Annotated in this window: 19 protein-coding genes; 4 read left to right on the forward strand and 15 right to left on the reverse strand. The window is 38.0% G+C overall.

Going from position 1 to position 24,958, the window contains the following annotated elements:
- The 3 genes from ACFSAH_RS03690 (at nt 1) to hisS (ending at nt 2,418) form a co-directional block, all read left to right on the forward strand.
- Nucleotides 1–438, forward strand: coding sequence for a low molecular weight protein-tyrosine-phosphatase (locus ACFSAH_RS03690; protein ID WP_379661344.1), 438 nt, complete (start codon nt 1–3; stop codon nt 436–438).
- Between the two features lie 4 nt (nt 439–442).
- Entirely contained in the window at nt 443–868 is a 426-nt protein-coding gene (locus ACFSAH_RS03695; RefSeq protein ID WP_379661345.1) for a hypothetical protein, read from the forward strand.
- 176 nt (nt 869–1,044) lie between these two features.
- A complete protein-coding gene (gene hisS, locus ACFSAH_RS03700; protein ID WP_379661346.1) occupies nt 1,045–2,418 on the forward strand; it encodes a histidine--tRNA ligase in 1,374 nt (457 codons plus the stop codon).
- Between the two features lie 114 nt (nt 2,419–2,532).
- Here the strand turns inward: hisS and ACFSAH_RS03705 are convergent, their stop codons facing one another.
- Nucleotides 2,533–3,540, reverse strand: a complete 1,008-nt coding sequence (locus ACFSAH_RS03705; protein ID WP_379661347.1) for a LacI family DNA-binding transcriptional regulator — start codon at nt 3,538–3,540, stop codon at nt 2,533–2,535.
- Nucleotides 3,541–3,665: 125 nt separating this feature from the next.
- Between ACFSAH_RS03705 and ACFSAH_RS03710 the strand changes: the two genes are divergently transcribed.
- Complete coding sequence (locus ACFSAH_RS03710) at nt 3,666–5,057, forward strand: LutB/LldF family L-lactate oxidation iron-sulfur protein (protein WP_379661348.1); 1,392 nt, start codon at nt 3,666–3,668, stop codon at nt 5,055–5,057.
- A 694-nt stretch (nt 5,058–5,751) separates the two neighbouring features.
- Here the strand turns inward: ACFSAH_RS03710 and ACFSAH_RS03715 are convergent.
- The 14 genes from ACFSAH_RS03715 to ACFSAH_RS03780 form a co-directional block, all read right to left on the reverse strand.
- Nucleotides 5,752–6,375 (reverse strand): SprT-like domain-containing protein, encoded by a 624-nt coding sequence (locus ACFSAH_RS03715; RefSeq protein WP_379661349.1) that lies wholly within the window; start codon nt 6,373–6,375, stop codon nt 5,752–5,754.
- A 111-nt stretch (nt 6,376–6,486) separates the two neighbouring features.
- Nucleotides 6,487–8,604 (reverse strand): ferrous iron transport protein B, encoded by a 2,118-nt coding sequence (gene feoB, locus ACFSAH_RS03720; protein ID WP_379661350.1) that lies wholly within the window; start codon nt 8,602–8,604, stop codon nt 6,487–6,489.
- Between the two features lie 6 nt (nt 8,605–8,610).
- Entirely contained in the window at nt 8,611–8,826 is a 216-nt protein-coding gene (locus ACFSAH_RS03725) for a FeoA family protein (protein WP_379661351.1), read from the reverse strand.
- 207 nt (nt 8,827–9,033) lie between these two features.
- Nucleotides 9,034–9,426: a VanZ family protein gene (locus ACFSAH_RS03730; RefSeq protein WP_379661352.1), complete on the reverse strand. Its 393-nt coding sequence runs from the start codon at nt 9,424–9,426 to the stop codon at nt 9,034–9,036.
- A gap of 1 nt (nt 9,427) precedes the next feature.
- Entirely contained in the window at nt 9,428–9,805 is a 378-nt protein-coding gene (gene gcvH, locus ACFSAH_RS03735) for a glycine cleavage system protein GcvH (RefSeq protein WP_379661353.1), read from the reverse strand.
- A gap of 24 nt (nt 9,806–9,829) precedes the next feature.
- Nucleotides 9,830–10,093 (reverse strand): DUF1456 family protein, encoded by a 264-nt coding sequence (locus ACFSAH_RS03740; protein WP_379661354.1) that lies wholly within the window; start codon nt 10,091–10,093, stop codon nt 9,830–9,832.
- A 46-nt stretch (nt 10,094–10,139) separates the two neighbouring features.
- Nucleotides 10,140–17,186 (reverse strand): T9SS outer membrane translocon Sov/SprA, encoded by a 7,047-nt coding sequence (gene sov / locus ACFSAH_RS03745; protein ID WP_379661355.1) that lies wholly within the window; start codon nt 17,184–17,186, stop codon nt 10,140–10,142.
- A gap of 21 nt (nt 17,187–17,207) precedes the next feature.
- Nucleotides 17,208–17,792, reverse strand: coding sequence for a Holliday junction branch migration protein RuvA (gene ruvA, locus ACFSAH_RS03750; RefSeq protein ID WP_379661356.1), 585 nt, complete (start codon nt 17,790–17,792; stop codon nt 17,208–17,210).
- Between the two features lie 36 nt (nt 17,793–17,828).
- Nucleotides 17,829–20,111 carry an NADP-dependent malic enzyme gene (locus tag ACFSAH_RS03755; RefSeq protein ID WP_379661357.1) on the reverse strand — a complete coding sequence of 761 codons (2,283 nt, stop codon included), beginning with the start codon at nt 20,109–20,111 and terminating at the stop codon, nt 17,829–17,831.
- A 42-nt stretch (nt 20,112–20,153) separates the two neighbouring features.
- On the reverse strand, nt 20,154–21,590 hold the full coding sequence (locus ACFSAH_RS03760; protein ID WP_379661358.1) for a lytic transglycosylase domain-containing protein: 1,437 nt from the start codon (nt 21,588–21,590) through the stop codon (nt 20,154–20,156).
- Between the two features lie 41 nt (nt 21,591–21,631).
- Nucleotides 21,632–23,074 carry an Asp-tRNA(Asn)/Glu-tRNA(Gln) amidotransferase subunit GatA gene (gene gatA / locus ACFSAH_RS03765; RefSeq protein WP_379661359.1) on the reverse strand — a complete coding sequence of 481 codons (1,443 nt, stop codon included), beginning with the start codon at nt 23,072–23,074 and terminating at the stop codon, nt 21,632–21,634.
- A 72-nt stretch (nt 23,075–23,146) separates the two neighbouring features.
- Nucleotides 23,147–23,323: a twin-arginine translocase TatA/TatE family subunit gene (locus ACFSAH_RS03770; protein WP_379661360.1), complete on the reverse strand. Its 177-nt coding sequence runs from the start codon at nt 23,321–23,323 to the stop codon at nt 23,147–23,149.
- 23 nt (nt 23,324–23,346) lie between these two features.
- Nucleotides 23,347–23,622, reverse strand: a complete 276-nt coding sequence (locus ACFSAH_RS03775) for a Sec-independent protein translocase subunit TatA/TatB (protein ID WP_379661361.1) — start codon at nt 23,620–23,622, stop codon at nt 23,347–23,349.
- Nucleotides 23,623–23,684: 62 nt separating this feature from the next.
- Nucleotides 23,685–24,947, reverse strand: coding sequence for a murein hydrolase activator EnvC family protein (locus tag ACFSAH_RS03780; RefSeq protein WP_379661362.1), 1,263 nt, complete (start codon nt 24,945–24,947; stop codon nt 23,685–23,687).
- Nucleotides 24,948–24,958 lie beyond the last annotated feature (11 nt).

Here is a 24,958-nt window from a genome sequence, read left to right on the forward strand (position 1 = left end):
ATGAAAGTACTTATGGTATGTTTAGGAAATATATGTCGCTCTCCGTTAGCTCATGGTATTTTCGAACATTTAGCAGCAGAAAAAGGATTGGTTATAGAAGTAGACTCTGCCGGAACAGGCTCATGGCATGTAGGTAACCCACCCGACCGACGTTCTATTGCCGTGTCTAAAAAATACGGTATAGATATCAGCAAGCAAAGAGCCAGACAGTTTTCTGCACAGGATTTTGATGCTTTTGACAAAATTTTTGTGATGGACAACAATAACTATAAAGATGTCGTTAAATTAGCCGGAGATAAAACGCAGGCCAGTAAAGTTGAACTGTTTATCCCCAATAGTATTGTACCTGATCCGTATTGGGATGACACGCAGTTTGATCCGGTTTTCAGGCTGATAGAAGACAGGTGCCACCAAATTTTAGATTCTTTAAATAAATAAACAGATGAAAAAACTACTCCTTTTGATGTTTTGTGCAATAAGCTTAAGCACCTTTGCCCAAAAGAAAGTCAAAGACGCTGATTATTACTATAACTCGGCTCAGCAAGAACCTACTTTTATGGCTTACCTTAAGGCTAAAAGGCAGTTTGATGAAAAAAGAGATGAGTTTAAGCTTCCCAAATCTCCGGAAGCAGTGCAAGAGATTGAGAAAAACAGAGATAAGATCATGAAAAATGAGCGTACCTATGCCGAGTTTTTAAGTAAACATGGTATGGCCAATGCCGGCGAGTATGCTTCTCTTTGGTTTAACCAGCTGACTACGCTGAAAACTTTTATCAAGAAAAACCCTCAGTTTGGCAATTTAAGTGTTTCAGACAGGCAGAAAATCATCAGTAAATGGTATTATGCTGATGAATCAGCAAAAAAATAAATACCTGGTTTAATCCATCACAAAGGTCCCTGTAAACATTAAAACAGGGGTATACATATTCATCAAAACTTTCTTCCGCTATATACTTTATGTTCGGAAGAGAGTTTTACTCCCTCCGTCTAAGCAAAACAACAAGTCTATTCTAAAAATATCTTTCATTTAGCTATTTTTGCCCCATGGCAAATATCAGAGCTTCAGTCCCCAAAGGAACCAGAGATTTTGGTCCGGTAGAAACACAAAAAAGAAACTACATATACGACACCATCAAAAGAGTTTTCAGAAAGTATGGCTATCAGGAGATACAAACTCCTACCATGGAAAATCTGGATACTTTAACCGGTAAATATGGTGATGAGGGCGACAAACTGATTTTTAAGATATTGAACAGCGGAGAGTTTTACGAGAAAGCTCTTTCTGGAAAAAACACGGAAGACTTTAACTCCAAATCTATTTTACCGCTGATCTCGGAAAAGGCGCTTCGCTACGATTTAACCGTTCCGTTTGCTCGTTTTGTGGTGATGCATCAGAACGACATTACATTTCCGTTCAAGCGGTTCCAGATACAACCTGTGTGGAGAGCAGACCGCCCTCAAAAAGGAAGGTACAGAGAGTTTTACCAATGCGATGTAGATGTTGTAGGTTCTGATTCTTTATTAAACGAGGCTGAATTTATTTGTATATACGATGAGGCTTTGACCAATTTGGGACTCAAAGACTTTAGCATAAAAATTAACAACCGTAAGATTTTGACGGGTATTGCCGAGCTGATAGGTAAACCTCAACAGATTGTAGACCTGACGGTAGCCATAGACAAATTGGATAAAATTGGCTTAGAGGGTGTAGAAAAGGAATTATTATCCAAAGGTTTTACCCCTGCCGATCTGGAAACGCTTAAACCGGTTATTTTACTAAACGGCAGCAATGAGGATAAGCTGGCTCAATTAAAAACGATACTTAACAGTTCTGAAACAGGCTTAAAGGGCATAGAGGAAATAGAAACTGTTTTTGCTTACCTTTCGCATTTCGAAATAAAAACAGCTAAAATAGAACTGGATCTGACGCTGGCTAGGGGACTTAATTATTATACGGGCTGTATTTTTGAGGTAAAAACCAATGAGGTGGCCATGGGTTCTATTGGTGGCGGTGGTCGTTACGATGACCTTACGGGAATGTTTGGTCTTAAAAATCTGACCGGAGCGGGGGTTTCTTTTGGCGCAGACCGTATTTACGATGTTTTAGAGGAATTGAACCTTTTCCCGACAACATCTTCTGAAATTACCAAAGCTTTAATTTGTGTGTTTGGTAAGGCCGAAGAAGATTACGCTATTCCTGTCCTGGCTAAATTAAGACAGCAACAGATTAATGCCGAGCTTTATCCCGCCGGAGCCAAAATGAAAAAACAGATGCAATATGCCAACGACAAAAACATACCTTTTGTGATTGTGATAGGTGGTGATGAGGTAACCAGCGGAAAGCTTACGTTCAAAAACATGCTAACGGGCGAGCAAACTCAGGAAACCTTAGAGGATATCCTGAAAAAGTTATCTTAAATAGGTCTGGGAAATATCCTGTATAAGTACGGAGTCTCAGCATAAAAAACATGGTCCTCATTCAGGTTAACTTTCTGGCTGGGGACTTTTTATTTTATAGAAATTAAACCGCTTTTAGTCGTTTTTCTTAAAGGTTGTTTCCAGAATAGCCGTTTCAAATTCTTCTACCGGATATTTGCTTTCTATCAGGCTAATCAGCATCTCTGCCGCTTTTCGCCCCATTTCAAAAGCGGGTTGTCTAACGGCAGATAAAGAGGGTTTTAAAAGCTCCACAACATCAGAATTACTAAAACCGGCAATCAATAAATCTTCTGTTTTGTTATATTTCTTCAGGGCTGCCAAACAACCGGTACTTAAACGATCACTCGCCACAAAAATAGCGTCTGGTTTTTCGTCCATATCCAGAAAATACCTTACCGCTTCTTCAACTTCCTGTACATTACTTCCCCCATGCTGGCAATAGCGTATAAGCTCTGGTTTAATCTCTATATTATGCTTTTTTAGCGCCTCTTCATATCCCGACTGCCTTTCTGAGGTAATAGACAATTGTGCAGCATTGGCCAGATGGGCTATACGTTTGCAACCGCTTTCTATCAAATATTCGGTAGCATTAAATGCCCCCTTAAAGTTGTTGCTGGTAACTTTATGCGTTTGTATCGAGTCCAGTATCCTATCAAAAAACACAATAGGCAAACCTTGCTGATGTAGCTTAACCAAATGGCTGTAATCTTTGGTCTCGGCACTTAAAGAGATCAAAAGACCATCTACAGAACGATGCGCCAAGTGTTCCGTATTAATTACTTCTCTGTTATATTTATCATGCGTTTGTGATATAATAACGTGATAGCCTTTGCTATAGGCTATAGATTCTATACCATCAATAGCCTGCGAAAAAAACTGGTTGGCTACTTCACAAACCACCACACCTATAGAGTAACTCCTTCGCTCTTTTAAACTAAGTGCAATGGGGTTTCTCTGAAAGTTGATTTTCTCTGCATAATCGAGTACTATTCTTTTTGTTTCCTCACTTATTTCATATCCACCTCTTAATGCCCTGGATACGGTAGAAGTAGATAGGTTGAGCGCTTTAGCAATATCTTTTATAGTAACCGGTTTGAACATAAACTTGGTTTAGAAGTTATCTAAAATAGATAAAATACATCAATATCTAAAAATAAAGGCTAAAACATACTCATTGCAGTGGGATATGCTGTTTTAAAAAGCACATTTATTCATACATTTGCAATATGACTACGTTTGCCAGGGATTTTATTAATACTTCTTCAGAAAAGGCTTTTGACAAAGAGCACAGGGATATTATTAATTATAATATAGGCAAATACGATGTTGCAGTAGAGCGTGGTCTTTCTAAATTAAGCCATCTGGAACATGCTAAACGCAAAGGGCATGTGATTAAATGGAAGGTGATGGAAAACCTGGACAAGCTTTTACTTGAGTTTGAATCCAATTTTCAGAAAAAGGGCGGAAAAGTAATCTGGGCAAACGATGCAAATGAGGCTACCCGGGAAGTACTGGAGATTTTAAAACGACGGGATGCCAAAACGGTAATCAAGTCAAAGTCTATGGTAACCGAAGAGATACACCTTAACCATTTTTTGGAAGAGAATGGCATTGAGTCGTTGGAGTCTGACCTGGGCGAATATATAGTGCAGCTGCTGGGGCAAAAACCATATCATATTGTTACACCTGCTATGCACCTGAATAAAGAAAAGATAGCAGAACTTTTTCATCGTAAATTTGGAACGCCAATAGATTCGACTCCCGAGCAACTGACCCTCAAAGCTAGGGAACTTTTAAGAGATAAATACCTGACGGCTGATGTAGGTATTACTGGGGCTAACTTTTTAATTGCCGACTCGGGAAGTATAGCTCTGACAGAAAATGAAGGGAATGCCCGTTTAACCACTACTTTTCCTAAGGTACATATTGCTATTGTGGGTATAGAGAAGTTAATACCTTCTTTTACTGATTTGAGCTTATTCTGGCCTATGCTTTCTACGCATGGAACCGGCCAGAACCTGACGGTATACAATACCATCATCAGCGGCCCAAAACAAGCGGATGAAACAGACGGACCGGAAGAAATGTACGTTATTTTACTGGATAACGGACGTACTAATTTACTGGCCCAGAAAGAACAAAGACAAGGCCTATATTGTATAAGATGTGGTGCCTGCTTAAACGGATGTCCTATCTATAAAAATATTGGTGGCCATACTTACGAAACTACTTATAGCGGACCTATTGGCTCTATTATAACGCCTCATTTACAGGGCATGAAAGATTTTAAACATTTGAGTTACGCATCTAGTTTATGTGGTAAATGTTCTGAGGTTTGCCCCGTAAAAATAGACATTCATAAAATGTTACTATTGAATCGTAGGGACGCTGTTAATGAGAAACTTTCTACTACTTCTGAAAATATTGGCTGGTTCTTCTGGCGAAAGGGTATGTCTAGCAGGAAGCTGATGGATTTCTTTGGTGGCAGGTGGAAAAACTTTTTCCTGAACAACTTTTTTGCAAAACTTTGGGGTAAAAACAGAAGCTTGCCACAGGTAGAAAAGAAGTCTTTTAGTCAGGAATGGAAGGAAACGCATCAACAGGATAACCGATCCTGACCCTTACTGTAAGGCGTTGATTTTAAAAACTATAAACATCAAATAATCTGGATTTCTCACTCCTAAAAACAGTTTGCGTTTTATTTTGCTGACAATACTCTATGGGTATTTCATGCCACTCTGAATGCAGAACCATTCCGTTATGAGACTTGGTGGTACTATATGTATTAACCTGAGTTCGATTATAAAAAGGCTATGAGAGTAATGCCAAAAGAGATTGCTTCACTCCGTTCGCAATGACAAAAATAGGGGCGTCTTCCGAATTTATTTCGGAACTAAACATGAAATAATGTCCAAATCACTCAAAAACAATGAAATATTAATCGAACTCAGGTTATTAGATTGATTGTTTTTTATTTTTCTGAGGTAACTGCACTAACAGATTTCTCCGCTGCGCTAGGGTCAAAATGACATGGAATTTTTTCATGATCAGATCATCATTCATTGTTCATCGTTAATCATTTATAATTTATTACTAGTTCAAATAGTTTCTACTTTTATCGCTAACAGATTTCTCCGCTACGCTACGGTCAAAATGACATGGAATTTTTTCATGATCAGATCATCGTTCATTGTTCATCGTTAATCATTTATAACTTATCACTAGCTTCAGCAGTTCCTACCTCTATAACTAACAGATTTCTCCACTACGCTCCGCTACGGTCGAAATGAACATGGAATTTGCAAATTCTGATTAACCACTCAGGGGTAAAACTTCTGCCAGAGGACTAAACAGATAGATCTTTCCTGTATTGATTTCTATACAACGATAACGTGTTCTGTTTTTAGCTAGTTTCTTAAATACCCGACCAGTGCTTATCTGGAAATTATGGTTTTCTGGTATTTCGGAAATCAATACGTTATCGCTCTTTTTTTCCTGATCGTATTTTTTTAAGGTGATAAACAAATTGGCATCTGAACAACTGGAGGCTGCCGGATTCTTGAGATATTTAGCCAAAGCACTTTCTACATCTCTGGGAAGTATATTTAACGCAAAAAAGGGAAGCATCATCCTCTTAAAAGTATCTTTCCATTCTTGTCCGTGTGGCTTCACTTTATTTTTCCACTGGTTAAAAGTTACCAGATGGGCAAATTCATGAACGGTAGTTACTAAAAAAGCATAAGGGTTTAGGGTATGATTTACCGATATACGATGCCCTTTTCCCTGATAGGGAGGTCGGTAATCTCCAAATTTGGAGTTTCTGTTTTTGGTAATTTTAAACTCGCAATGATAATGATTTATCCAGCCAGAAATAATTTGAGCGGCCTCTGCGGGCATATAGTTAGATAAAATTTCCGTATTTCCGTCACCTCTCATTTATCTAAATTATAATTTCCAACATACAAATCCAAAGGATTCTTTTACAGAACTCCCTGAATTTGTATGATCTGGAATTGATATTTTTTGTGGAACGAGTTACCGTTGTTATTATTTTAATAACTGATAGGCTATAAGCCCACACACATAAGCCATTAAAGTCATATAGCCAATCTGTATCAATGGCCATTTCCACGATTTGGTCTCTCTCTGTACAATAGCTACGGTACTCATACACTGCATAGCAAAGGCATAAAACAGCATTAATGAAACACCTGTCGCTAAAGTATATACCGGCATTCCCGTATTGGGATTAATAGAAGCGGCCATACGCTCTCTAATGGTCGAGGTATCTTCTTCTCCCCCATCTACACTATAAATGGTTGCCATAGTACCTACAAAAGCTTCTCTGGCTGCAAAAGATGTTATTAACCCAATCCCTATTTTCCAATCGTATCCCAATGGGCGGATAACAGGTTCTATGGCATGCCCTAACAACCCTATATAAGAGTTTTCTAATTTTTCGGTAGAGATTAAAACCTCTATATGCTCTTTGGCTTCATCATCAGCATTTGCTAATTCTGTAGCATACTTTTCGTCTATTTTCTCGAACCTGTCGCCAGGGGCAAAAGTTGCCATTACCCATAAAATGATAGAAATTGCAATAATGACCTTACCTGCCTGCAAAACAAATGTTTTGGACTTATCGTACATGGTTAATAACACATTATTCCATCTGGGCATACGGTAAACAGGCATCTCCATTACAAAATATCCTCTGTCTTTTGCTTTTATAATCACTTTCATAACCCAGGCGATTAAAAAAGCGGCGATAAACCCTATTAAATAAAGTGCCATTAACACCAATGCTTGCATACTCAGGAAACCAAAGACTTTCTCATCTGGTACTACCAACGAAATTAGCAAGGTATAAACGGGTAAACGGGCCGAACAGCTGATTAAAGGGGTAACCATAATGGTAATCATCCGGTCTTTCCAACTTTCTATATTTCTGGCAGCCATAATAGAAGGAACGGCACAGGCCAGACCTCCAATCATAGGAACTACTGATTTTCCGTTAAGTCCTACTTTCCTCATTAATCTGTCCATCATAAAAGTTACTCTGGACATATATCCTGTATCTTCTAAAATGGCAATAAATGCAAAAAGAATAGCAATTTGTGGGATAAAGACCACTATTCCACCTAATCCGGCCACTATACCATCCAATAATAAGCTGGTGAATAAACCTTCCGGAAGTTTTTCATGACCTACTTCTCCTATCCATGCAAACAGGTTCTCTATAAGTTCCATGGGATATTCTGCCCACGAGAAGATGGCATTGAACACAAACATCATGATTGCGAAGAAAATAACAAAACCCCATATCTTATGGGTAAGCACATGGTCTATTTTGTTGCTTATATTCTCTTCTAAAGCTACTGATTTATATTTTACTGTATCTGCAAGTATCTCGTTAATAAAGTTATAGCGCTCAATAGTTTCTTTCGCCTGGGCTTTTTGTGAATGGAAACCGTGTTTTTGTTCCAGTTCCTCCACCCGATCGCTTTTTTCCTGACTCAGGTATTTCAGATGCTCATGCTGATGGGCAATCTGTAAAGCGGCATACTGATTTTCTACATTAAGCTCCTGCTGAATTTCTGCTATTAATGCTGGTGCAATATCGGCCACATTGATGGTGGGTAATTGCAAAGCCAGTAGTGTAGAATGTGATATAGCTTCTTTAAGCTTATTGATACCCTGCCCCTTTCTTGCAGATAAGGGCACTACAGGTACATTTAATTTTTTGGAAAAGGCATCTACATTTATTTCAATGTTACTCTTCTCTGCCTGATCCATCATATTCAACGCAATAATAACCGGGATTTTCAAATCGGCTATTTGCGTATATAATAATAGATTTCTTTTGAGGTTGGTAGCGTCTGCTACTATCACTACCAGGTCTGGAAAAGAAGAGTTAGTTTTGTCTGACAGAACTTCAAATACAATACTTTCGTCTGCACTTTTAGGATAAAGACTATAAGTTCCGGGTAAGTCTATAACATCAACTGTTTTTCCGTTTGGAAGTTTACTGATACCTGTCTTTTTGTCGACAGTGATACCCGGGAAATTCCCTACTTTTTGATTTAATCCTGTGAGTGCGTTAAAAATAGTAGACTTACCGGTATTTGGATTACCTACTAAAGCTACTTTCAAGTTTCTTTCCAATACTTTCTAAATTAATTCAATAGTTGAAGCTTCCTGTTTTCTTAATGATAGTTGATAACCAGAAACGCTAACAGCTATAGGACAGCCTAAAGGAGCTATTCTTTCTACCTTTATAACCTCTCCGGGCAAACATCCCATTTCCATTAATTTTACAGACATTTCTAAATCTGTAAATTCTTTGATAATGCCTTGTTCGCCTTTATTTAATTGAGAAAGCTTCATATTATTTCTTAAATGACAGCACCGAAATTACACCTTATTTATAATAAATCCAAATAAGCTGTTTTAGGATTGTTCTTCTTTGCTCCATGTCATCAGAAATTTACATTTCTATTAGAAAATTTAGGACACTTGCAATCTTTTTTAAGAACGGAACAGGACGTGATGAATAATGACACTGTTGTTAAAAACAAGAATAGTACGGTTCTTTTAAACATGATTAAATCTTCTATGTAATAACAGGTAACTAAAGATAGCCATTCCGACACCAATCATGTCCGAAAAAAAGTCCCACCATTCTGCAGAACGGTAAGTAAAAACCTTCCATTGTAGTATTTCTATTCCTCCTCCTATACAGGCTGTCAGCACTACTATTTTGATAATGGTAAGCCAGCTGTATTCATAGCTACGTTGCTGTCTTATTTTCCCGTAAAATAACAGTACGGCTAATACATAGAAAAAGCCCAGATGGGCCATTTTATCAAATCCTTCAAAGAAAAATTTTGGTGCAGTCTGGAAAGAGGAAGGTGGAACATTACAAAGTACCAACACTACAATACTCCAGATAATTGCAGGAAGTTGGTACTTTATGGTTTTCAACATCTCATGCTCCTATTAAATCCTGGTATTGCTCGGCCGTTAATAAGTTAGCACCATCTAATGAAGGCAGGCTTACTTTTACCATCCAGCCATCACCATAAGGATCTGTATTTACCAATTCCGGACTTGCGTCTAACCCTGCATTTACTTCTAATATTTCAGCAGTAACGGGCATAAACAAATCAGATACTGTTTTTACGGCTTCTACTGTACCAAATACATCACCTTCCTGTACTTCTGTACCTACGGTATTAATGTCTACAAAAACAATGTCTCCCAATTCTCTTTGGGCAAAGTCTGTTATACCTATGTAGGCTACATCACCATCAACCTTAATCCACTCGTGATCTTTGGTATATTTAAGTTCGCTTGGAAATTTCATAATCGTCTATTTCAAAATGTAAAATTAGCTAAAATTACCTGACTGGGAAACTTCTTTTTTGTCTTGTTCAGGTTTTTCCCCCCTCAGATGGATTACCAATCCGTTCAGGAAATTTCTCAGAACCTGATCTCCACATTTTTTATAATTAGGATGATCTTCTGCCCTGAAAAAGGCTCCCAGTTCGCTTTTCGAGATATTAAAATTCACCAACTTAAGAATATCCACAATTTCGTCGTTCCTAAGTTGCAACGCCACTCTTAATTTTTTAAATATTTCGTTATTACTCATCTTGTTGCCTTTATATCCGTCAAAATTAGAAATTATCTGTTGTTATTTACTGAATGGTGAATCTTAGATTTACACCAAAATTAGAGAATGCTGTATTAAACGTTTGCGATGTGTATGGTTTGGTGATATTTGTATCATAATAAAGACGGATATTCAGCCTTTGATTGACCACATAGTCAATACTTGGCCTGTAGGTAATATTTTTTGAACCTCCAGAAATTTCCGCATCGTCTACATCTGCCCTGTAAATTACCGTTTTATTATCTCTGATAGCTACATCCATTTTAAAATTCAGGTCGTTTTTAAGCAGCACACTCTTGAACAGTCCAAACGGGAAACGGAAATTGGTTGTACGGTAACCAAAACCGATGACAAACGCCTGGTCTTTCTGTTGCGCTAACTGACTGTTAGCCATACTAAAGCTTAACGATCTGGACTTTCTGTACTCCACATTCATGGTGACATTGCTTTTAAAACGCATATCTATACCTATTAATGGCACAAACTGCTCGTACAGGGTTACCTGTGAGAACTGATAAAACGGTAAAAAGTCTCCGTTTATATCTCTTACTGATGAGGCGCCATTGGTTTCTCTGTACCTTACCAGTGAGCTAAAGCTGTTGACATTGTATGTTGAATTATAACCGTGTGATACGTCAAACGAAGTAAACAAGTCACTAAAATAAGGTAATTTGGTTAAGCCATTATAGGTAATTCTCCAGTTTGGAACAGGCGTTTTTCTAAAGCTGTTTAAGTTAATGCTATTGGCATCTTTATTTAAGTATGCCGCCAATAATGAGGAGATTAAAACATCTTGCGAGTTTTTACCATATCCGTCAGCATATCCTTCGCTATCTACACCGGTACTGTTAGGGTTAGCTTGTCCCAGCCTGGAAGATATGACCTCTCTGTTAGTCAAAAACTGTTGGAACAGCTTAGAATGCTGTGTATTCTTATCTTTAAATGCACTTCCTAATGAAATGATAGAAATACTATAATCACCACTGGTAATTGGGCTTAAGCTGTAAAAATCCTGTCTGTCGTTATCAAACCTAAAGTTGGTAGTGTAATTTTTACTCTGGCTTTTCAACATGGTCAACTCAATACGTAAATCTTTGAAAGGCTCTAAAGTTCCCCGAAGGTTTAGTTTTTCATTTAGATTTTGTACGTAAAGCTGGTTCATGGTGGTGTCCGTTGTTATCCAGCCATTCATTGCTGCTTTGTACCTTATGTCTTCCTGAGAGCCCAGGATGAAGCCTAAACCAGGTGCATTCATAGAAAAGTCTACTCCAAAGGCATTGGTTTTTGGTAAATAGCCGGGTAAGAAAGTACCATCGTTCCTGATGTACGATCCGCTTACATTTTTTATACTGAATAATACATTGGTTAAGGCTGCGCCTATTCCCGTTGCATTATTTTTCTTCATCTCTCTGTAAAACCCAAACTTATTGTATAACGTGTTCATGTTTAACGTTGGATTCACCTGTATTGCTCTTGAGTTTTGAATGGTATTACCGAAGTTAAGATCGGGATCATTCATGCTCAATAAAGGTTCTGTCATCCAGTTAAACTGAGTCTGATAGCGTGTTACCAGATTGATAAAATCCAGGTAAGGAAGTTTATTAATTGGTACGGTATAACTTAAGGTTATATTGTGATTATAGTCTGTGGTTCTTCCCAGTTTCTTCAGGTTTGCCCATACCGTATCGCGTTTTAATCCGGTAATACGACCTTCCGGTTCGTCCACAACAGATAAATTGGTCGCATTGAAATCCAGTTTCAGGGATTTTGTTAAATCCCAGCTGATACCATATATCCTATTGATGTTAAAGTTTTTATTAAATGTGGTATTAATTGGAATAAAGTTCATTGGATCATTATCCCGCAACGTATTTTCTGAATACAACCTATTTACCTCTACCCTAAAGTTGAGCACATTGGGCAAAACATTAAAGTTAAAGTCTTTTAGCAGCGTTAAGTTTTTATTTTTGATGCTTTTACTGAAAGGCGACATAAAATCGGCCTGCTTGCTGTAGTTATAGGCAAGGGCTCCTCTGTATGTTTTTTGTTTAGCACTTCTAGTAATAAAATCTTTATGATCGTATTCTGTATAAGCATAGCTTAAACTCCAGTTTTCTATATCCCACAAATAGGCTTTAGATTCGGGATTGGTTTTTATTTTTCTGACGTTGGTAAAGTTTATTCCTCTGCGGGTAGTTAGTGTTTGTGCATAATCCATTATGGAATCTTTTTGCACTCTGTTAAGCTGTGACAGTATATTCTTTAACTCGATGTCGGGATTCCTCGGATCGTACATGGGTGTACTGATCTGACTGGAATAGTTGAAATACATCGGAATCTTAATACCCGACCTATCGGAGAAAAACTTACCCAGCTCGAAGCTAGATGCCAGGTCAAAATACCGATCGTCTGAACGGTTGATCTCACTAACTCTTGTTTCTAAACCACCAAAACCAATAGACTTATTACTTGCCGACATGGTTATATCGGCAAAATCGGCGAGCTTGGCATTCATTCTTGCTGTAGCTGCCCAGCCTCCTCTTTCGTCAAAATCTGTCAGCCTTAATTCGTTGAACCAGATTTCTACCGATTTATCTAAGCCATTTCCACTCAGGGGATTTCTGGCCCCTAACATAATGGTTCTTAACTTACTTAAGTCTGGCTGACCTTTGATCGTAATTTTATATTTACCATCCTGATAGGTAAATGGTTCTGCCGGAGACCAGGGAGCCCCATTTTTAAAGGCGTTGTTCCGTTCTGTCTTTACTTTTTGCAATAGGCTAAACTCCAAATCCATGTAGTTTTCCTGAGGCCATATCAGTTCTGGATCACGGGTTCCATCCTGGGTTATCTTCAACGGAATTTCGTACTCATAATAGTTATCCTGATAGTCTGATCCCAGACGGATAAACGCTGTAACATCTCCATCATGCAGCGGATTGTTTCTATCTGCAGTTTCGGCGTGAATAAACATTTTTAATCGTTTATATGCCCTCACGTCATTTACTGTTGTTTTATATGCTGCCCGAGCATAGCCTTTTTTCAGTCCCTTTACAATAACGGACAGCGATTGCTCATTTTGTCTGGTATCTCCTCTGAAGTTTGAGAAATCTCTTTCCCGCTCAATACCCGGCGGCACCACATAAGGGATTGGCGTACGGGTTCCGTTTTCTTCTATATTTACCGTGGTGACTTCTATAGTTGACCCGTCTGAAGGTTGCGCGCCCATGCTTTCATCAACCAGTACTTTATCGATTTTATTCTCGGCATTATATCTTCTCCACTCCCCACGTAATAATTGCAATTTGGCCAGACGTAAAACGGTAGTATCAGCAAAATTGGTCAGATACATTCTCATAAACCTGATTGATTTAAAATCCTGTATGTCTCCTTTTTTATCATCGTACTGCGCTATAGGCACTTTAAACTGATACCAGGTTACTTCGTCTGTACTTCCGTCTGCGAGTTTAACTTTTGCAATAACTTTATCCGAGATATAATTCTGACCTACTTCCATTTGGTTTGGATCAAGCTTTATTTTGTACTCATAGTACTCGTCTGCCCGAGTTAGGTTGTTGTCGCGATTGATGTCTTCGCCATCAGGTAAAGAGGTAGAAGCAGAGTTTTCTATCCCCAACTCGTCCATAGACTGTTGTCTGGTTTTAGAGTTTCCTTCTGTACCGTTATAGTTTTCGTATCTTTTCAGGATACCTGCGTTCATCTGATCCAGCTGAGGCCCCCGGTAATAAACATAATCATCCGAAGAGGGGTCATTTCTGAGTTTTTCTGCAGCGTCAGAGTTTAATTGTGGCAGAATATTATTTAGTTCGCCGGCAAAATGCTGTCGCTCCCCCTCATTATCCAAGCCATCTAAACCAACATCCTGCTTTTTTCTTATTTCCGGATTATTATCAAATGCCTGTATAACGGGTTGGGTTGTTCCTACAAGTCCCCATTTGGTAGCTTTCACCTTACTCATATCTCCATTTGCAGGCAGAGCATTTTCCAAACTTTTGTAACCGTCTTTTAATATATCTTCAGAGATATTCCCCAGATTGATGTACAGCTCTCCTCCTGTATTTTGCTGACCTTTTTTATAGATAAAAGGATCCATCATCCAGATTTCTACAAACTCAATATTTAGCGATTCGAAATCGTTATTATCTATTTTTCTAAAAATACCGCCCCATTTATCTTTTGGTTTTGCAAACGTACCATCGGGGTTAAGATCCAAGGCTGTATAGTTATGAGGGCCTCTTAAAGTTGGATAATAGGCGAGATTGAATGTTGGCAAGGTTAACAAACTTCCCGAAGGAATTTGCTTGAAAGGAAATACTTCTGTCTCTAGCACCTCCCTTACATAATGATTGGAAAGCTCTTTTTTATTATTGGCAATATTGGAAGGAGTAAATCCTCCGCTTCTATTATAAAAAATAGGGTCTATGGTAAAGAAAGACATCTTGGCCCTATTGTATCCGTATGCTAAATCATCACTAAGGCTTGATTCCAGAAATTTCTGTGGTGTACCTGATATTTGCCATGCGATGGGACTTTTCAGATCTATAATGGAACGACTACCTTCAAAATCATCGATATAACTTACCCCGCCGTTACTTCCCGATCCGTTTAATGCTTTAGGGTGTCCGGGATTAAATTTAGCAAACTCACCACCAAAGGTAAACGAGGATTGTTCTTTGGTTGAAATTAAGGGTATTTTATCTACCAGTTTTGTCAGGAAACGGCTATTGGTATTATAGTTAATATCAAAACCATATATGGTATTGGATATGGACTCTTCTCCAAAATTAACTTTTTGCGTTAATGGGGTTTCCTTCAAATTCATGATGGTAGCTCCCAGATTCAGTTTTTCGTTTGCCCGATAGTCAAAACGTGTTCCAAATAAAGATTTTTGCTGGATACCAAACAACTCGTTACTTTCTAACCTGATTTTTATAGGTTGACCTGAACTAAGCAAGGCATCGTTTAATATTTTTACTCTTCCAATATTATAGTCTACTGTAAAATCGGCTCCTTCTGTCAGTTGTAATGTTCCTGCGGTTACTGTTACCGAACCTTCGGGAACGTTAATTGCATTCAGCTGGAATTCTGAACTTACCTGTGACTGGTATGTTCCTGCAATAATATAACGATTTAGGCTTGGGAAAAGTTGTTGGGCTATTGTTTTGGTGGAGTCATACAATGGTTGATAAACGTATTTGTTAATCAATGCAACGTCATTCCCTAACATCTGCTCAAGGTCGTTACCAAATGGCTCTATATACGGAAAAACAATTCTACCGTTTTGTGAATCTATCGTTTGGCCTTCTAAAAAGTCGAAATAACCATCTGGTTTTTTATCGTTTTGCTGGTTCAAACGATCGAAGCCTAAAGCCTGAATCCACATTTTACCGGTAATGCTTGTAGCCCCTTCCGTCATCAATGGTTTTTCTACCCCTGACTCATCTAACCTAAATATATTTAAACGAAAATCTTCTCTACTGATTTGATAAGCTCCTAAGGAATAAATGTTTTTCATCATCAGCTTCCATATCGGCAAATCGGTTTTTATGGTTTCATTCTTTAATAATTTTGCATAAAGCACTTCTGGATTAGCAGAATTAACTGCTCTGTCAGTTGAAAACTCCCCTACCTGATATTCCCTTCCGTTATAGGTATATCGGTAAGCTACCGCTAAAACCTCATCAGAGTTAAGCGAGCTATTTAAGGAAATATATCCTAAAACGGGATTTAAAGTATATTCTTTCTCTGTTAGTTTTCTGGCATAGGTTATTTTTGCGTAGTTGTCTGTTTTTCTGGTAGTGGCAAAAAATGCATCCAAACTATTGTCACTGGTATTTCTTGTGGTTGCCGGAATTGTACTTAAAAGGTTATTGGACTGCGCAGGAAAACTTGGATCACTAAGAGCTGAGGGTAATACACTCATTCCGCCAGTAAATTTACCTCCTATCAAATTGGGATTTGTAACACTGTTAAAAGGTGCGTTCTCTCCCAAATCCATAAAGGCCAATATATCCCTTGAGTCTGTCGTACTGTTACTTTTATTGGTTACCCAAACTTCTACTTTAGTGATATTCACCTGCGAGGTCATAATAGGTAAATTGGACATCGCTTTATTGAAGTTATCTCTAAAGTATTGCCCTAGGAAATAGTGCTTATTGGCTTCGTAATTGTCGGTAGTTAACCTAAATTCGTTTTGCTGTGCACCATTGGTAATATTTATTTCTTTTGCCTGCGATTTTTGCTGTGAGTAGATACTGGTTACCCCCAAACGCCCAAACTGCAATTGTGCTTTTACCCCAAATAAAGCCTGACTTCCCGAAATAAGGGTTGTATTTAATGGGAAGCTAACCATACCGGCTTCAAACTTCTGTAAAATCTCGTCTTTGTATCCGGTATATTCAAGTTTTACCTGGTTTTCGAAATCAAACTGAGCCTCTGTATTGTAATTGGTTGTTATTTTTAGTTTTTCTCCAATATTACCTGCCAGATTCATTTGAATCCGTTGATCGAAATCAAAATTACCTTGTACTCGCTGTCTCTCGTTAAACAGCGGATTTTCGTTTTTATTTACACGCCCCGAGAATGTCAGATCTGCGGTTCCTCTGGGTTGTATATTAATGGTGTTTCCTCCAAATATTTTCTCGAAGGATTTACTTTTTACTGTTACTGAAGGTATCAGTCCATTTTCGGTACGCTCTCCTCCAGAAACCACTAAATTGTTCCAATACTCTTGCTGTACCCGCTGTTGCTCTAATTTCTGATATTCGGCAAAAGTCAGGTATTGTGTTGGTCTGTATTCTTTGTTGCCAATGGTTTCTTTTACAATATATTTTTTGGTTACCGGATCATAAGTTACCGTACGTTTTATATTGCTGGGATTTCCTAAAGATATTCCGCCTGGTTTGGATAAAGATATCCCCTGATCGTCCTTTACCGGATAATTTAACTTAGGTGCTTCTTCTTTTTCTTGTGCAAAGCTGACTTGCGTAATCAGAAGCGAGGGTATAAAAATGCAAAGTCTATAGATAAGACTATTAGATAATCTTTTCAAGCAGGTTTGGTTAGTTCTCAATTATAAACTCTTTAAAGCAATTTTTATTATTTCTTCAACTGACAAAATTTTATCGGAACTTCTAATAGCTACGTCTACTGCTTTTTCGGCACTGTTTTTAACAAAACCCAACATCACCAATGCACTTAGCGCTTCTTCTCTTGCTGTATGGTTTTGCGGAATAGCTATTAATGTTCCTGTTCCACTTTTCTTCAGTTTGTCCTGAAGTTCGATAACCAATCTTTGAGCTGATTTGGGCCCAATTCCTTTTATCGTTTTTATAAGGTTGACGTCTCCTCTAATAATTGCATCTTCTATTTCTGTTGGTGAAATAGATGAAAGCATCATTCTACCCGTACTTGGCCCGATACCATTTACAGAAATGAGATGCAGGAATAATCTTCTTTCTCCTTCATCTGCAAAACCGTATAAAGTGTGACCGTCTTCTTTAACATGTAACCACGTATAAAGTTTACAATTTTCCTGGTCTTTAACCAAAGAAAATGTATTTAGTGAAATATGGATATGATAACCTATCCCCCCTGCATCTATCACAATATAGGTTGGGCACTTATACACCAACTTTCCCTGGATATATTCGTACATAAATTGCTCCTCTCTTAAAACGGGATAAATATATGCTTAATTATCGTTTCTTGATAATTCCTTTTCCTGTACATCTACCACTGCAATGGTCACCACATCTACAATTTCTCTAACCGAACTTCCTAGCTGTAAAATATGTACAGGCTTATTCATCCCCAATAAAATAGGACCAATTGCCTGTGCTTCACCTAATTCCTGTAAAAGTTTATAGGCCATATTCCCGGATTCGAGATTTGGAAAAACCAAAGTATTGGCTACTCCACCCGCCAGCTTAGAGAAAGGAAAATTCTCGTTCAACAGATTTTCATTCAAAGCAAAGTTAGCTTGTAAATCTCCATCAACTACAATATCTGGATGTTTAGTATGCAATATATTGACAGCATCTCTTACTTTTTGTGGTATAGCTCCGTCATTTGATCCAAAATTGGAATAGGAGAGTAAAGCTATTTTAGGCTGTACATTGAATTGTTTAACGGCATTATTCACCAAAACGGTAATATCAACCAATTCTTCGGCTGTTGGATTTACATTAATGGTGGTATCTGCCATAAAAACGGGGCCTTTTTTGGTAATCATCATGTACATTCCAGCTACACGGTTTACCCCTTCCATGGTATCTATAATTTGCAATGCAGGTTTAACTGTGGTTGCGTAATTACGGGTTAATCCGGAAATTAATGCGTCTGCATTACCAAATTGCACCATGCTTGCACCAAAGTACGTTCTGTCTCGCATATATTTGCGGGCATCTGTAAGCGTAATCCCTCTCCTTTGCCTTTTGGTGTACAGGTATTGTGCAAATTTTTCGGTCAGTTCTTTTTCTTCTTCCGGATTTATAATCTCTACTCCTTCTAAGTCCAAAGCACTTTCCTGAATGATGGAGTTGATTACTTTTTTATCGCCCAGTAAAATTGGGATGGCTATTCCTTCTTCTTTTACTATCTGAGCTGCTTTTAGAATTTTATAATGATCTGCTTCTGCAAATACAACTCTTTTGGGTGCTGACTTTGCTTTGTCTGAAACATTTCGCATAATCTTATTCTCCAGCCCCAAACGCTTCTTCAATTCATCTTCATAGGCCTCCCAATCTGTGATAATAAACTTTGCAACTCCTGAGTCTATAGCGGCTTTTGCAACTGCCGGAGCAACAATGGTAATCAGTCTGTTATCTACGGGTTTGGGAATAATATAGTCTTTTCCAAATCTAAGATTTCGGGAATTGTAAGCCAGGTTTACAGATTCTGGAACGGGCAGTTTTGCCAGATCGGCAATGGCTCTTACCGCAGCAATCTTCATTTCCTCGTTAATGGCTGTGGCTCTTACGTCTAATGCTCCACGGAATATATACGGAAAGCCTAATACGTTGTTCACCTGATTAGGATAGTCTGATCTGCCGGTTGCCATAATAATATCTGACCGGGTAGCTATAGCCAACTCATAATCAATCTCTGGATTAGGATTAGCCATGGCAAATACTATTGGATTTGGTGCCATTGACTGCAACATATCTGCACTCAATACATCAGCTGATGACAATCCTATAAATACATCGGCATTTTTGATAGCTTCTTCCAGAGTAAAGACATCGCTATCTGTAGCAAACTCTTTTTTTAATGCATTAAGCTCTTCTCTGTCATTTCTGATGACGCCATTCCTGTCGAGCATAACTACCTTATTTTTATCTGCTCCAAGGGATATATATAATCTGGTACATGAAATGGCTGCGGCACCGGCCCCATTTACCACAATCTTACAATCTTCTAATTTTTTATGCTGCAGTTCGCAGGCGTTCAGTAGTGCAGCAGCTGATATTATTGCCGTACCATGCTGATCGTCATGCATAACCGGAATGTTCATTTCTTCTTTTAGCCTTCTCTCTATCTCGAAACATTCTGGCGCTTTGATATCTTCCAGATTGATACCACCGAAAGTAGGCTCCAATGCCTTTACAATATTTACAAAACCATCTACATCGTTAACATTTAGTTCCAGATCAAAAACGTCTATATCTGCAAAAATCTTAAACAACAACCCCTTACCTTCCATTACCGGCTTACCGGCTTCGGGCCCTATATTTCCTAATCCTAAAACTGCTGTTCCGTTACTAATTACCGCTACCAGATTTCCCTTAGCCGTGTATTTATAAACATCTTCTTTCTGATTTGATATTTCTAAACAAGGATCGGCAACACCAGGAGAATAAGCTAACGTCAGGTCTCTTTGTGTGCTTGTAGGTTTTGTAGGAATTACTTCTATCTTACCAGGTCTGCCTTGGGCGTGGTAATCAAGAGCGTCCTGTTTTTTGGTTGTTTTGCTCATAGATATATTTTTTCGGAAGTCCGCTTAATGCCCGAAAGTTAATCAGTTAATCCAAATCTTTAAAATATTTCCTATTGTTAATTTGTAATCTTTTAGGTTATTCCATTCTTTTAATGAAGCCACCGTTACCCCTTTGTATCTATTGGCTATTGCCTGCAGAGTATCTCCCCCTTTTATAGTATAAGATAAATAGTTTTGTTTAGGTTTAGATGGTTCTTTGGATGTATTTACTTCTTTGTAAACGGTTATTTTTTGTCCCGGAACAATGGTGTAGGTTTTCATTTTATTCCAAACTTTCAAGTCCTGTGCTTCTACACCATAAGTTTTAGCTATGGAACTTAAAGTTTGTCCTTTTTTTACAATATGTACTGTTTCTTTTTTGGCTGCAACTTTAGGTTCCGCAGCACTTCTGCTCATCGCATACACCAGTTTGGTTTCTTTCTCAGGATTCAGAACATCAAACAGGGATGCATAGGTAGGAAAATCTACTTTGGGGATAATCAGTCTTTTGGGTTGTTCTGGTGTTCCATTTACTATATTTTTTTTGTAGGCAGGGTTAAGAATGTGCAACTCTTTTTCTTCCATAGACAAAGCTTCTGCTACTTTATCAAAACTAATACTCCTGTTAACGTATATAGAGTCGATACCTATCTTAAAATCGATATCCGGAATTTTTGACGGATCTATATGTTTATCATAGTATTCCATCATATAGGTTACGGCTATAAATTTAGGAACGTAATCTCTTGTTTCTCGGGGTAATATATTCCTGATATCCCAAAAGGTTTTCTTTTTATCTCCTGGAATTTTATCAAGCGCCCTTTTTACTGCTCCCATTCCACAGTTGTAGGAAGCTAAAGCCAATAACCAGTCTCCAAACTGACTATAGGCATCTTGTAAATAGCTACATGCTGCATAGCTGGAGTTGATAGGGTCTTTCCGTTCGTCAATATAGTTATCTATATTCAGTCCGTATCCTTTGGCCGTTGTAAACATAAACTGCCATAATCCGGTTGCGCCTGCTCTGGAAACGGCATAAGGATCAAGGGATGACTCTACTATGGGTAAGTACTTAAATTCTTTAGGGATATTTCTTTCTTGTAAGGCTTTTTCCATAATTGGAAAATAGTAGTTGCCTAAGCTCACCATTTTACCAATCTGTCTGGTTCTTTCGGTGATAAAAACATCTATAAATGATTGTACATACGGATTGTAGTCCAGAGATATTTCTGAGTTCAGCGAATCTAAACGATATTTATACAACAGGTTTGCATCAAATTTGAACAACTCCATATTGAGGTTTAACTGCGGATGCACAAAGCTGGTATCCGTATTCACCAAATTCCGAATCATTCTTGATTCTCTTGGACTTAAACGGCTGCTATAAACCGAATCTTTTTTGTTTTTTGTGGTTTGCGCAGTAAGACTTAACGACATACTGCAAGTTACCAAAGCAATTAGAGCGAAAGTTTTTGCCATTCTTCTAACTTTTGGCTATTAGCCTATTATAAAATTGCCACCTAAAGCTGGCGTTCTTTTAAAATTTGATTGGAGAAAGATAACAATTTATCTTCTTCAAATCGCTTTCCTATTAATTGCATACCTATAGGCAATCCTTCGGAATTTGTTCCGCATGGTAACGATATAGCAGGTAATCCTGTTAATGATGCTATAACGGTATATACGTCTTCTAAATATGATTTTAATGTATCTTCTTTTGAGGTTCCAATTTTATATGCAACGGTTGGAGCTGTTGGAGTCAATAAAAAATCGTACTGTGTAAGTAGCTCATCTACTTGCTCCTTAATCAGTCTACGTACTTTTTGTGCCTTTGCATAATAGGCATCATAATAGCCCGCACTTAGCACAAAGGTTCCCAACATAATTCTTCGTTTCACCTCTTCTCCAAATCCTTCAGTTCGGGATAGCTTATAAACACTTTCCAGATCAGTTGCTTTGGGGCTTCTGTACCCATATCTAACACCGTCGTAACGAGACAGGTTAGAGGATGATTCTGCCATGGTAAGAATATAGTATGTGGCCACTACATAATCCAGATAGGCAAACGAAACTGGTTCTACAATATGTCCCTCTGCTTTAAGCTCTTCAATATTATGCAGAATAGCTGATTTAATTTCAGGGTCTAATCCTTCATGATTGAGGGTTTCTTCTATATAAGCTATTTTCCGGGGCGCATCTTCATGAAGTCTGGTGGTATAGTCTGGGACTTCTAAACTGGAAGAAACATTATCATGTTCGTCTTTTCCTGCTATAACCTCTAATATTAGTGCAGCATCTTCTACTGAATGTGTAATTGGCCCTACCTGATCAAATGACGAAGCATAAGCCACTACCCCATAACGTGATACTCTGGAGTATGTTGGTTTTATTCCTACTACTCCGCAAAAAGCTGCGGGTTGCCTTATAGAACCTCCGGTGTCTGTACCTAAAGCCGCTAAACACATATTAGCCTGCACAGCAACGGCTGAACCGCCAGAAGACCCTCCTGAAACTCTGGTTTGATCTATATAATTTTTTACCGGGCCGTAATAGGATGTTTCGTTAGAACCTCCCATCGCAAACTCATCGCAGTTTAATCGCCCTATAATAATAGCATCTTCTGCCAATAAGCGTTCTATAACGGTTGCCGAATAAACTGAAACATAGTTTTCGAGCATTTTTGAAGCGGCGGTCATCCGATGACCTTTATAAGAGATATTATCTTTTATACCAATAACCATCCCTGCTAATTTCCCTGCTGTACCAAGCATTATTTTATCTTGTACCCGGGCAGCATTTGCTAAGGCTTCTTCTTCAAAAACTTCCAGAAAAGCATTTAAGTGTGATTTTTCTTTTATCTGTTGCAGATAAAAGCCTATCAGTTGTTTTACTGATAAGGATCCAGATTGTATATCGGAACGTATATCCGATAGTTTAGTGTAGGTATATTTATCGATGGGCATAATAAACAAAAATTACGGTTACCTCTTTTAATGAAGAAACCGTAAGCACATATTAATTTTGAAAAAAAACTTTTAGTGTTTCTCTTCCTGATTATATGTTTTCTCGTCTTTCTCTACCCCTTTTTGACCTTCTTTGAACTCTCTAACGCCTTTACCTAAACCTCTCATTAATTCAGGTATTTTTTTTCCTCCGAACAATAACAATAGTGCTACGACTATCAGTATTATCTCTGGTGCTCCTAATCCCATATTTTCTGTTTTTTTATTTTTATTTAATCAACGTTTTGGTCTTTCTCATATTCTTCCCTCCTTTTTCTATCTTCTTCTTCGTCTTTCTTTAACTCTTCTTCTGCTGTAAGGGAATTTATATTTCTGTTAATTTCTCTTTTAACATCATCAGATGCGTCTTTAAATTCTCTAATCCCACGTCCTAAACCTCTAGCCAATTCAGGCAGTTTTTTTCCACCAAACAGGAGCAAAATAGCAAAGACAATAACGACTGTTTCCTGTGCACCGATATTTAAAAATAAAAGAGTATTCTGATACATAATTACATACATTACGCAAATATAAATTTAATATACTTTTTTTTAGCAGATTTAATCAAATTTTAATTTGCTAACCAAGATCCCGGATTTTGAGTTTCCATCCCTTTCCACAACTCAAAATGAATTTCGGACACACCATCTTCGTCCGACCCTACAGTACCTATTGTTTGTTTGGTTGATACTTTTTGTCCGCTGGAAACACTAATGGTTTTTAAGTTTTGATATATGGTAAAAAACTCCCCGTGTCTTATCATCACTACGTTTTTACCCGCTATTTCTACTATCCTGCTTACTGTACCTTCAAACACCGCTCTTGCCGGAGCATTCGCATTGGTTCTAATGGTCCATCCGTTACTTTCTTTTGTTATATTTCCTATTTTTTGTGTTCCGTAAGATTCTGTAATCACACCATTGGTTACCGGCCAGGGTAGTTTTCCTCTGTTGCTTACAAAACTTGCTGAAAGCTTTGCTGCTTCTGGTGTTGCTGCCAACACCGAAGAAGATTTACTGGTTGATGGTGCAGGTGCTTCCTTTCCTTCTGCTCTGGCTTTAGCTGCCGCAGCTCTGGCCTCTTCCTCTGCTTTCTTTTTAGCTAGTGCAATCTCTCTTTCAATCGCTGCTCTAATAGCCCTGTCTAACTGTGCTGCATCACGTTGTTTTTGAGACAGATCCTGTCTAAGTTTTTTCTCCTGTGAGGTTAATTGCTTAATGACGTTCGATTGACTTGTTTCTGCCTTTCCAAGAGTGTTTTTTTCCTTTTGCTGATCTGACAGCAAATTGTCTTTTTCCTTCTTGTTTTTGTTCAACAAGGCTACTTTACCTTTTAATTTTGTCTGTGTATCTTCTATATATTGGGCTTGTTTAACCCTATACTCGCTAAACTGCTGTAAATACTTTAACCTTTTATAGGCCTGATTAAAATCTTTTGCGGCAAACACATACATCAACTTACTGTATGCTCCCTGATTTTTTTGCGCAAAACGGATCATAGCGGCGTAATCACTTTTTAGCTGGGTAAGCTGGGCCTGCAACGATCTGATATTATTCATATTCTCATTAATTTCACCATCTAACAGGCGCATTTCTGAGTTTATGGTTTTAATTTTTTCTTCTCTTAATCTTATTTGAGCCTTTAAAGCATTTAATTCTTTTAGAGTAACTTTTTTATCTGAGGAAGTTTTTTTCAAGCTACTGTTAATCATCTCAATATCTTTATTGAGCTGTGCTTTTCTTCTCTCTAACTCTGCCCGGGTTTGTCCATAAGATAAACTGCCAACGCTTAAAAATGTAATTATTGCTAATAGTGCTATTCTTAAAAGCTTCATCCTTACAAAGG

This window comes from Pseudopedobacter beijingensis (genome assembly GCF_042678145.1).
In the GTDB taxonomy this organism is placed as follows: Bacteria; Bacteroidota; Bacteroidia; order Sphingobacteriales; family Sphingobacteriaceae; genus Pseudopedobacter; species Pseudopedobacter beijingensis.

Coding starts and splice junctions, on each gene's coding strand:
- ACFSAH_RS03760 (WP_379661358.1), bottom strand. CDS start 21,590: ATGGCAAAAACTTTCGCTCTAATTGCTTTGGTAACTTGCAGTATGTCG.
- ACFSAH_RS03770 (WP_379661360.1), bottom strand. CDS start 23,323: ATGGGATTAGGAGCACCAGAGATAATACTGATAGTCGTAGCACTATTG.
- ACFSAH_RS03715 (WP_379661349.1), bottom strand. CDS start 6,375: ATGAGAGGTGACGGAAATACGGAAATTTTATCTAACTATATGCCCGCA.
- ACFSAH_RS03775 (WP_379661361.1), bottom strand. CDS start 23,622: ATGTATCAGAATACTCTTTTATTTTTAAATATCGGTGCACAGGAAACA.
- ACFSAH_RS03710 (WP_379661348.1), top strand. CDS start 3,666: ATGACTACGTTTGCCAGGGATTTTATTAATACTTCTTCAGAAAAGGCT.
- gcvH (WP_379661353.1), bottom strand. CDS start 9,805: ATGAAATTTCCAAGCGAACTTAAATATACCAAAGATCACGAGTGGATT.
- ACFSAH_RS03780 (WP_379661362.1), bottom strand. CDS start 24,947: ATGAAGCTTTTAAGAATAGCACTATTAGCAATAATTACATTTTTAAGC.
- ruvA (WP_379661356.1), bottom strand. CDS start 17,792: ATGTACGAATATATCCAGGGAAAGTTGGTGTATAAGTGCCCAACCTAT.
- gatA (WP_379661359.1), bottom strand. CDS start 23,074: ATGCCCATCGATAAATATACCTACACTAAACTATCGGATATACGTTCC.
- ACFSAH_RS03705 (WP_379661347.1), bottom strand. CDS start 3,540: ATGTTCAAACCGGTTACTATAAAAGATATTGCTAAAGCGCTCAACCTA.
- ACFSAH_RS03730 (WP_379661352.1), bottom strand. CDS start 9,426: ATGTTGAAAACCATAAAGTACCAACTTCCTGCAATTATCTGGAGTATT.
- ACFSAH_RS03740 (WP_379661354.1), bottom strand. CDS start 10,093: ATGAGTAATAACGAAATATTTAAAAAATTAAGAGTGGCGTTGCAACTT.
- ACFSAH_RS03690 (WP_379661344.1), top strand. CDS start 1: ATGAAAGTACTTATGGTATGTTTAGGAAATATATGTCGCTCTCCGTTA.
- ACFSAH_RS03725 (WP_379661351.1), bottom strand. CDS start 8,826: ATGAAGCTTTCTCAATTAAATAAAGGCGAACAAGGCATTATCAAAGAA.
- ACFSAH_RS03755 (WP_379661357.1), bottom strand. CDS start 20,111: ATGAGCAAAACAACCAAAAAACAGGACGCTCTTGATTACCACGCCCAA.
- ACFSAH_RS03695 (WP_379661345.1), top strand. CDS start 443: ATGAAAAAACTACTCCTTTTGATGTTTTGTGCAATAAGCTTAAGCACC.
- hisS (WP_379661346.1), top strand. CDS start 1,045: ATGGCAAATATCAGAGCTTCAGTCCCCAAAGGAACCAGAGATTTTGGT.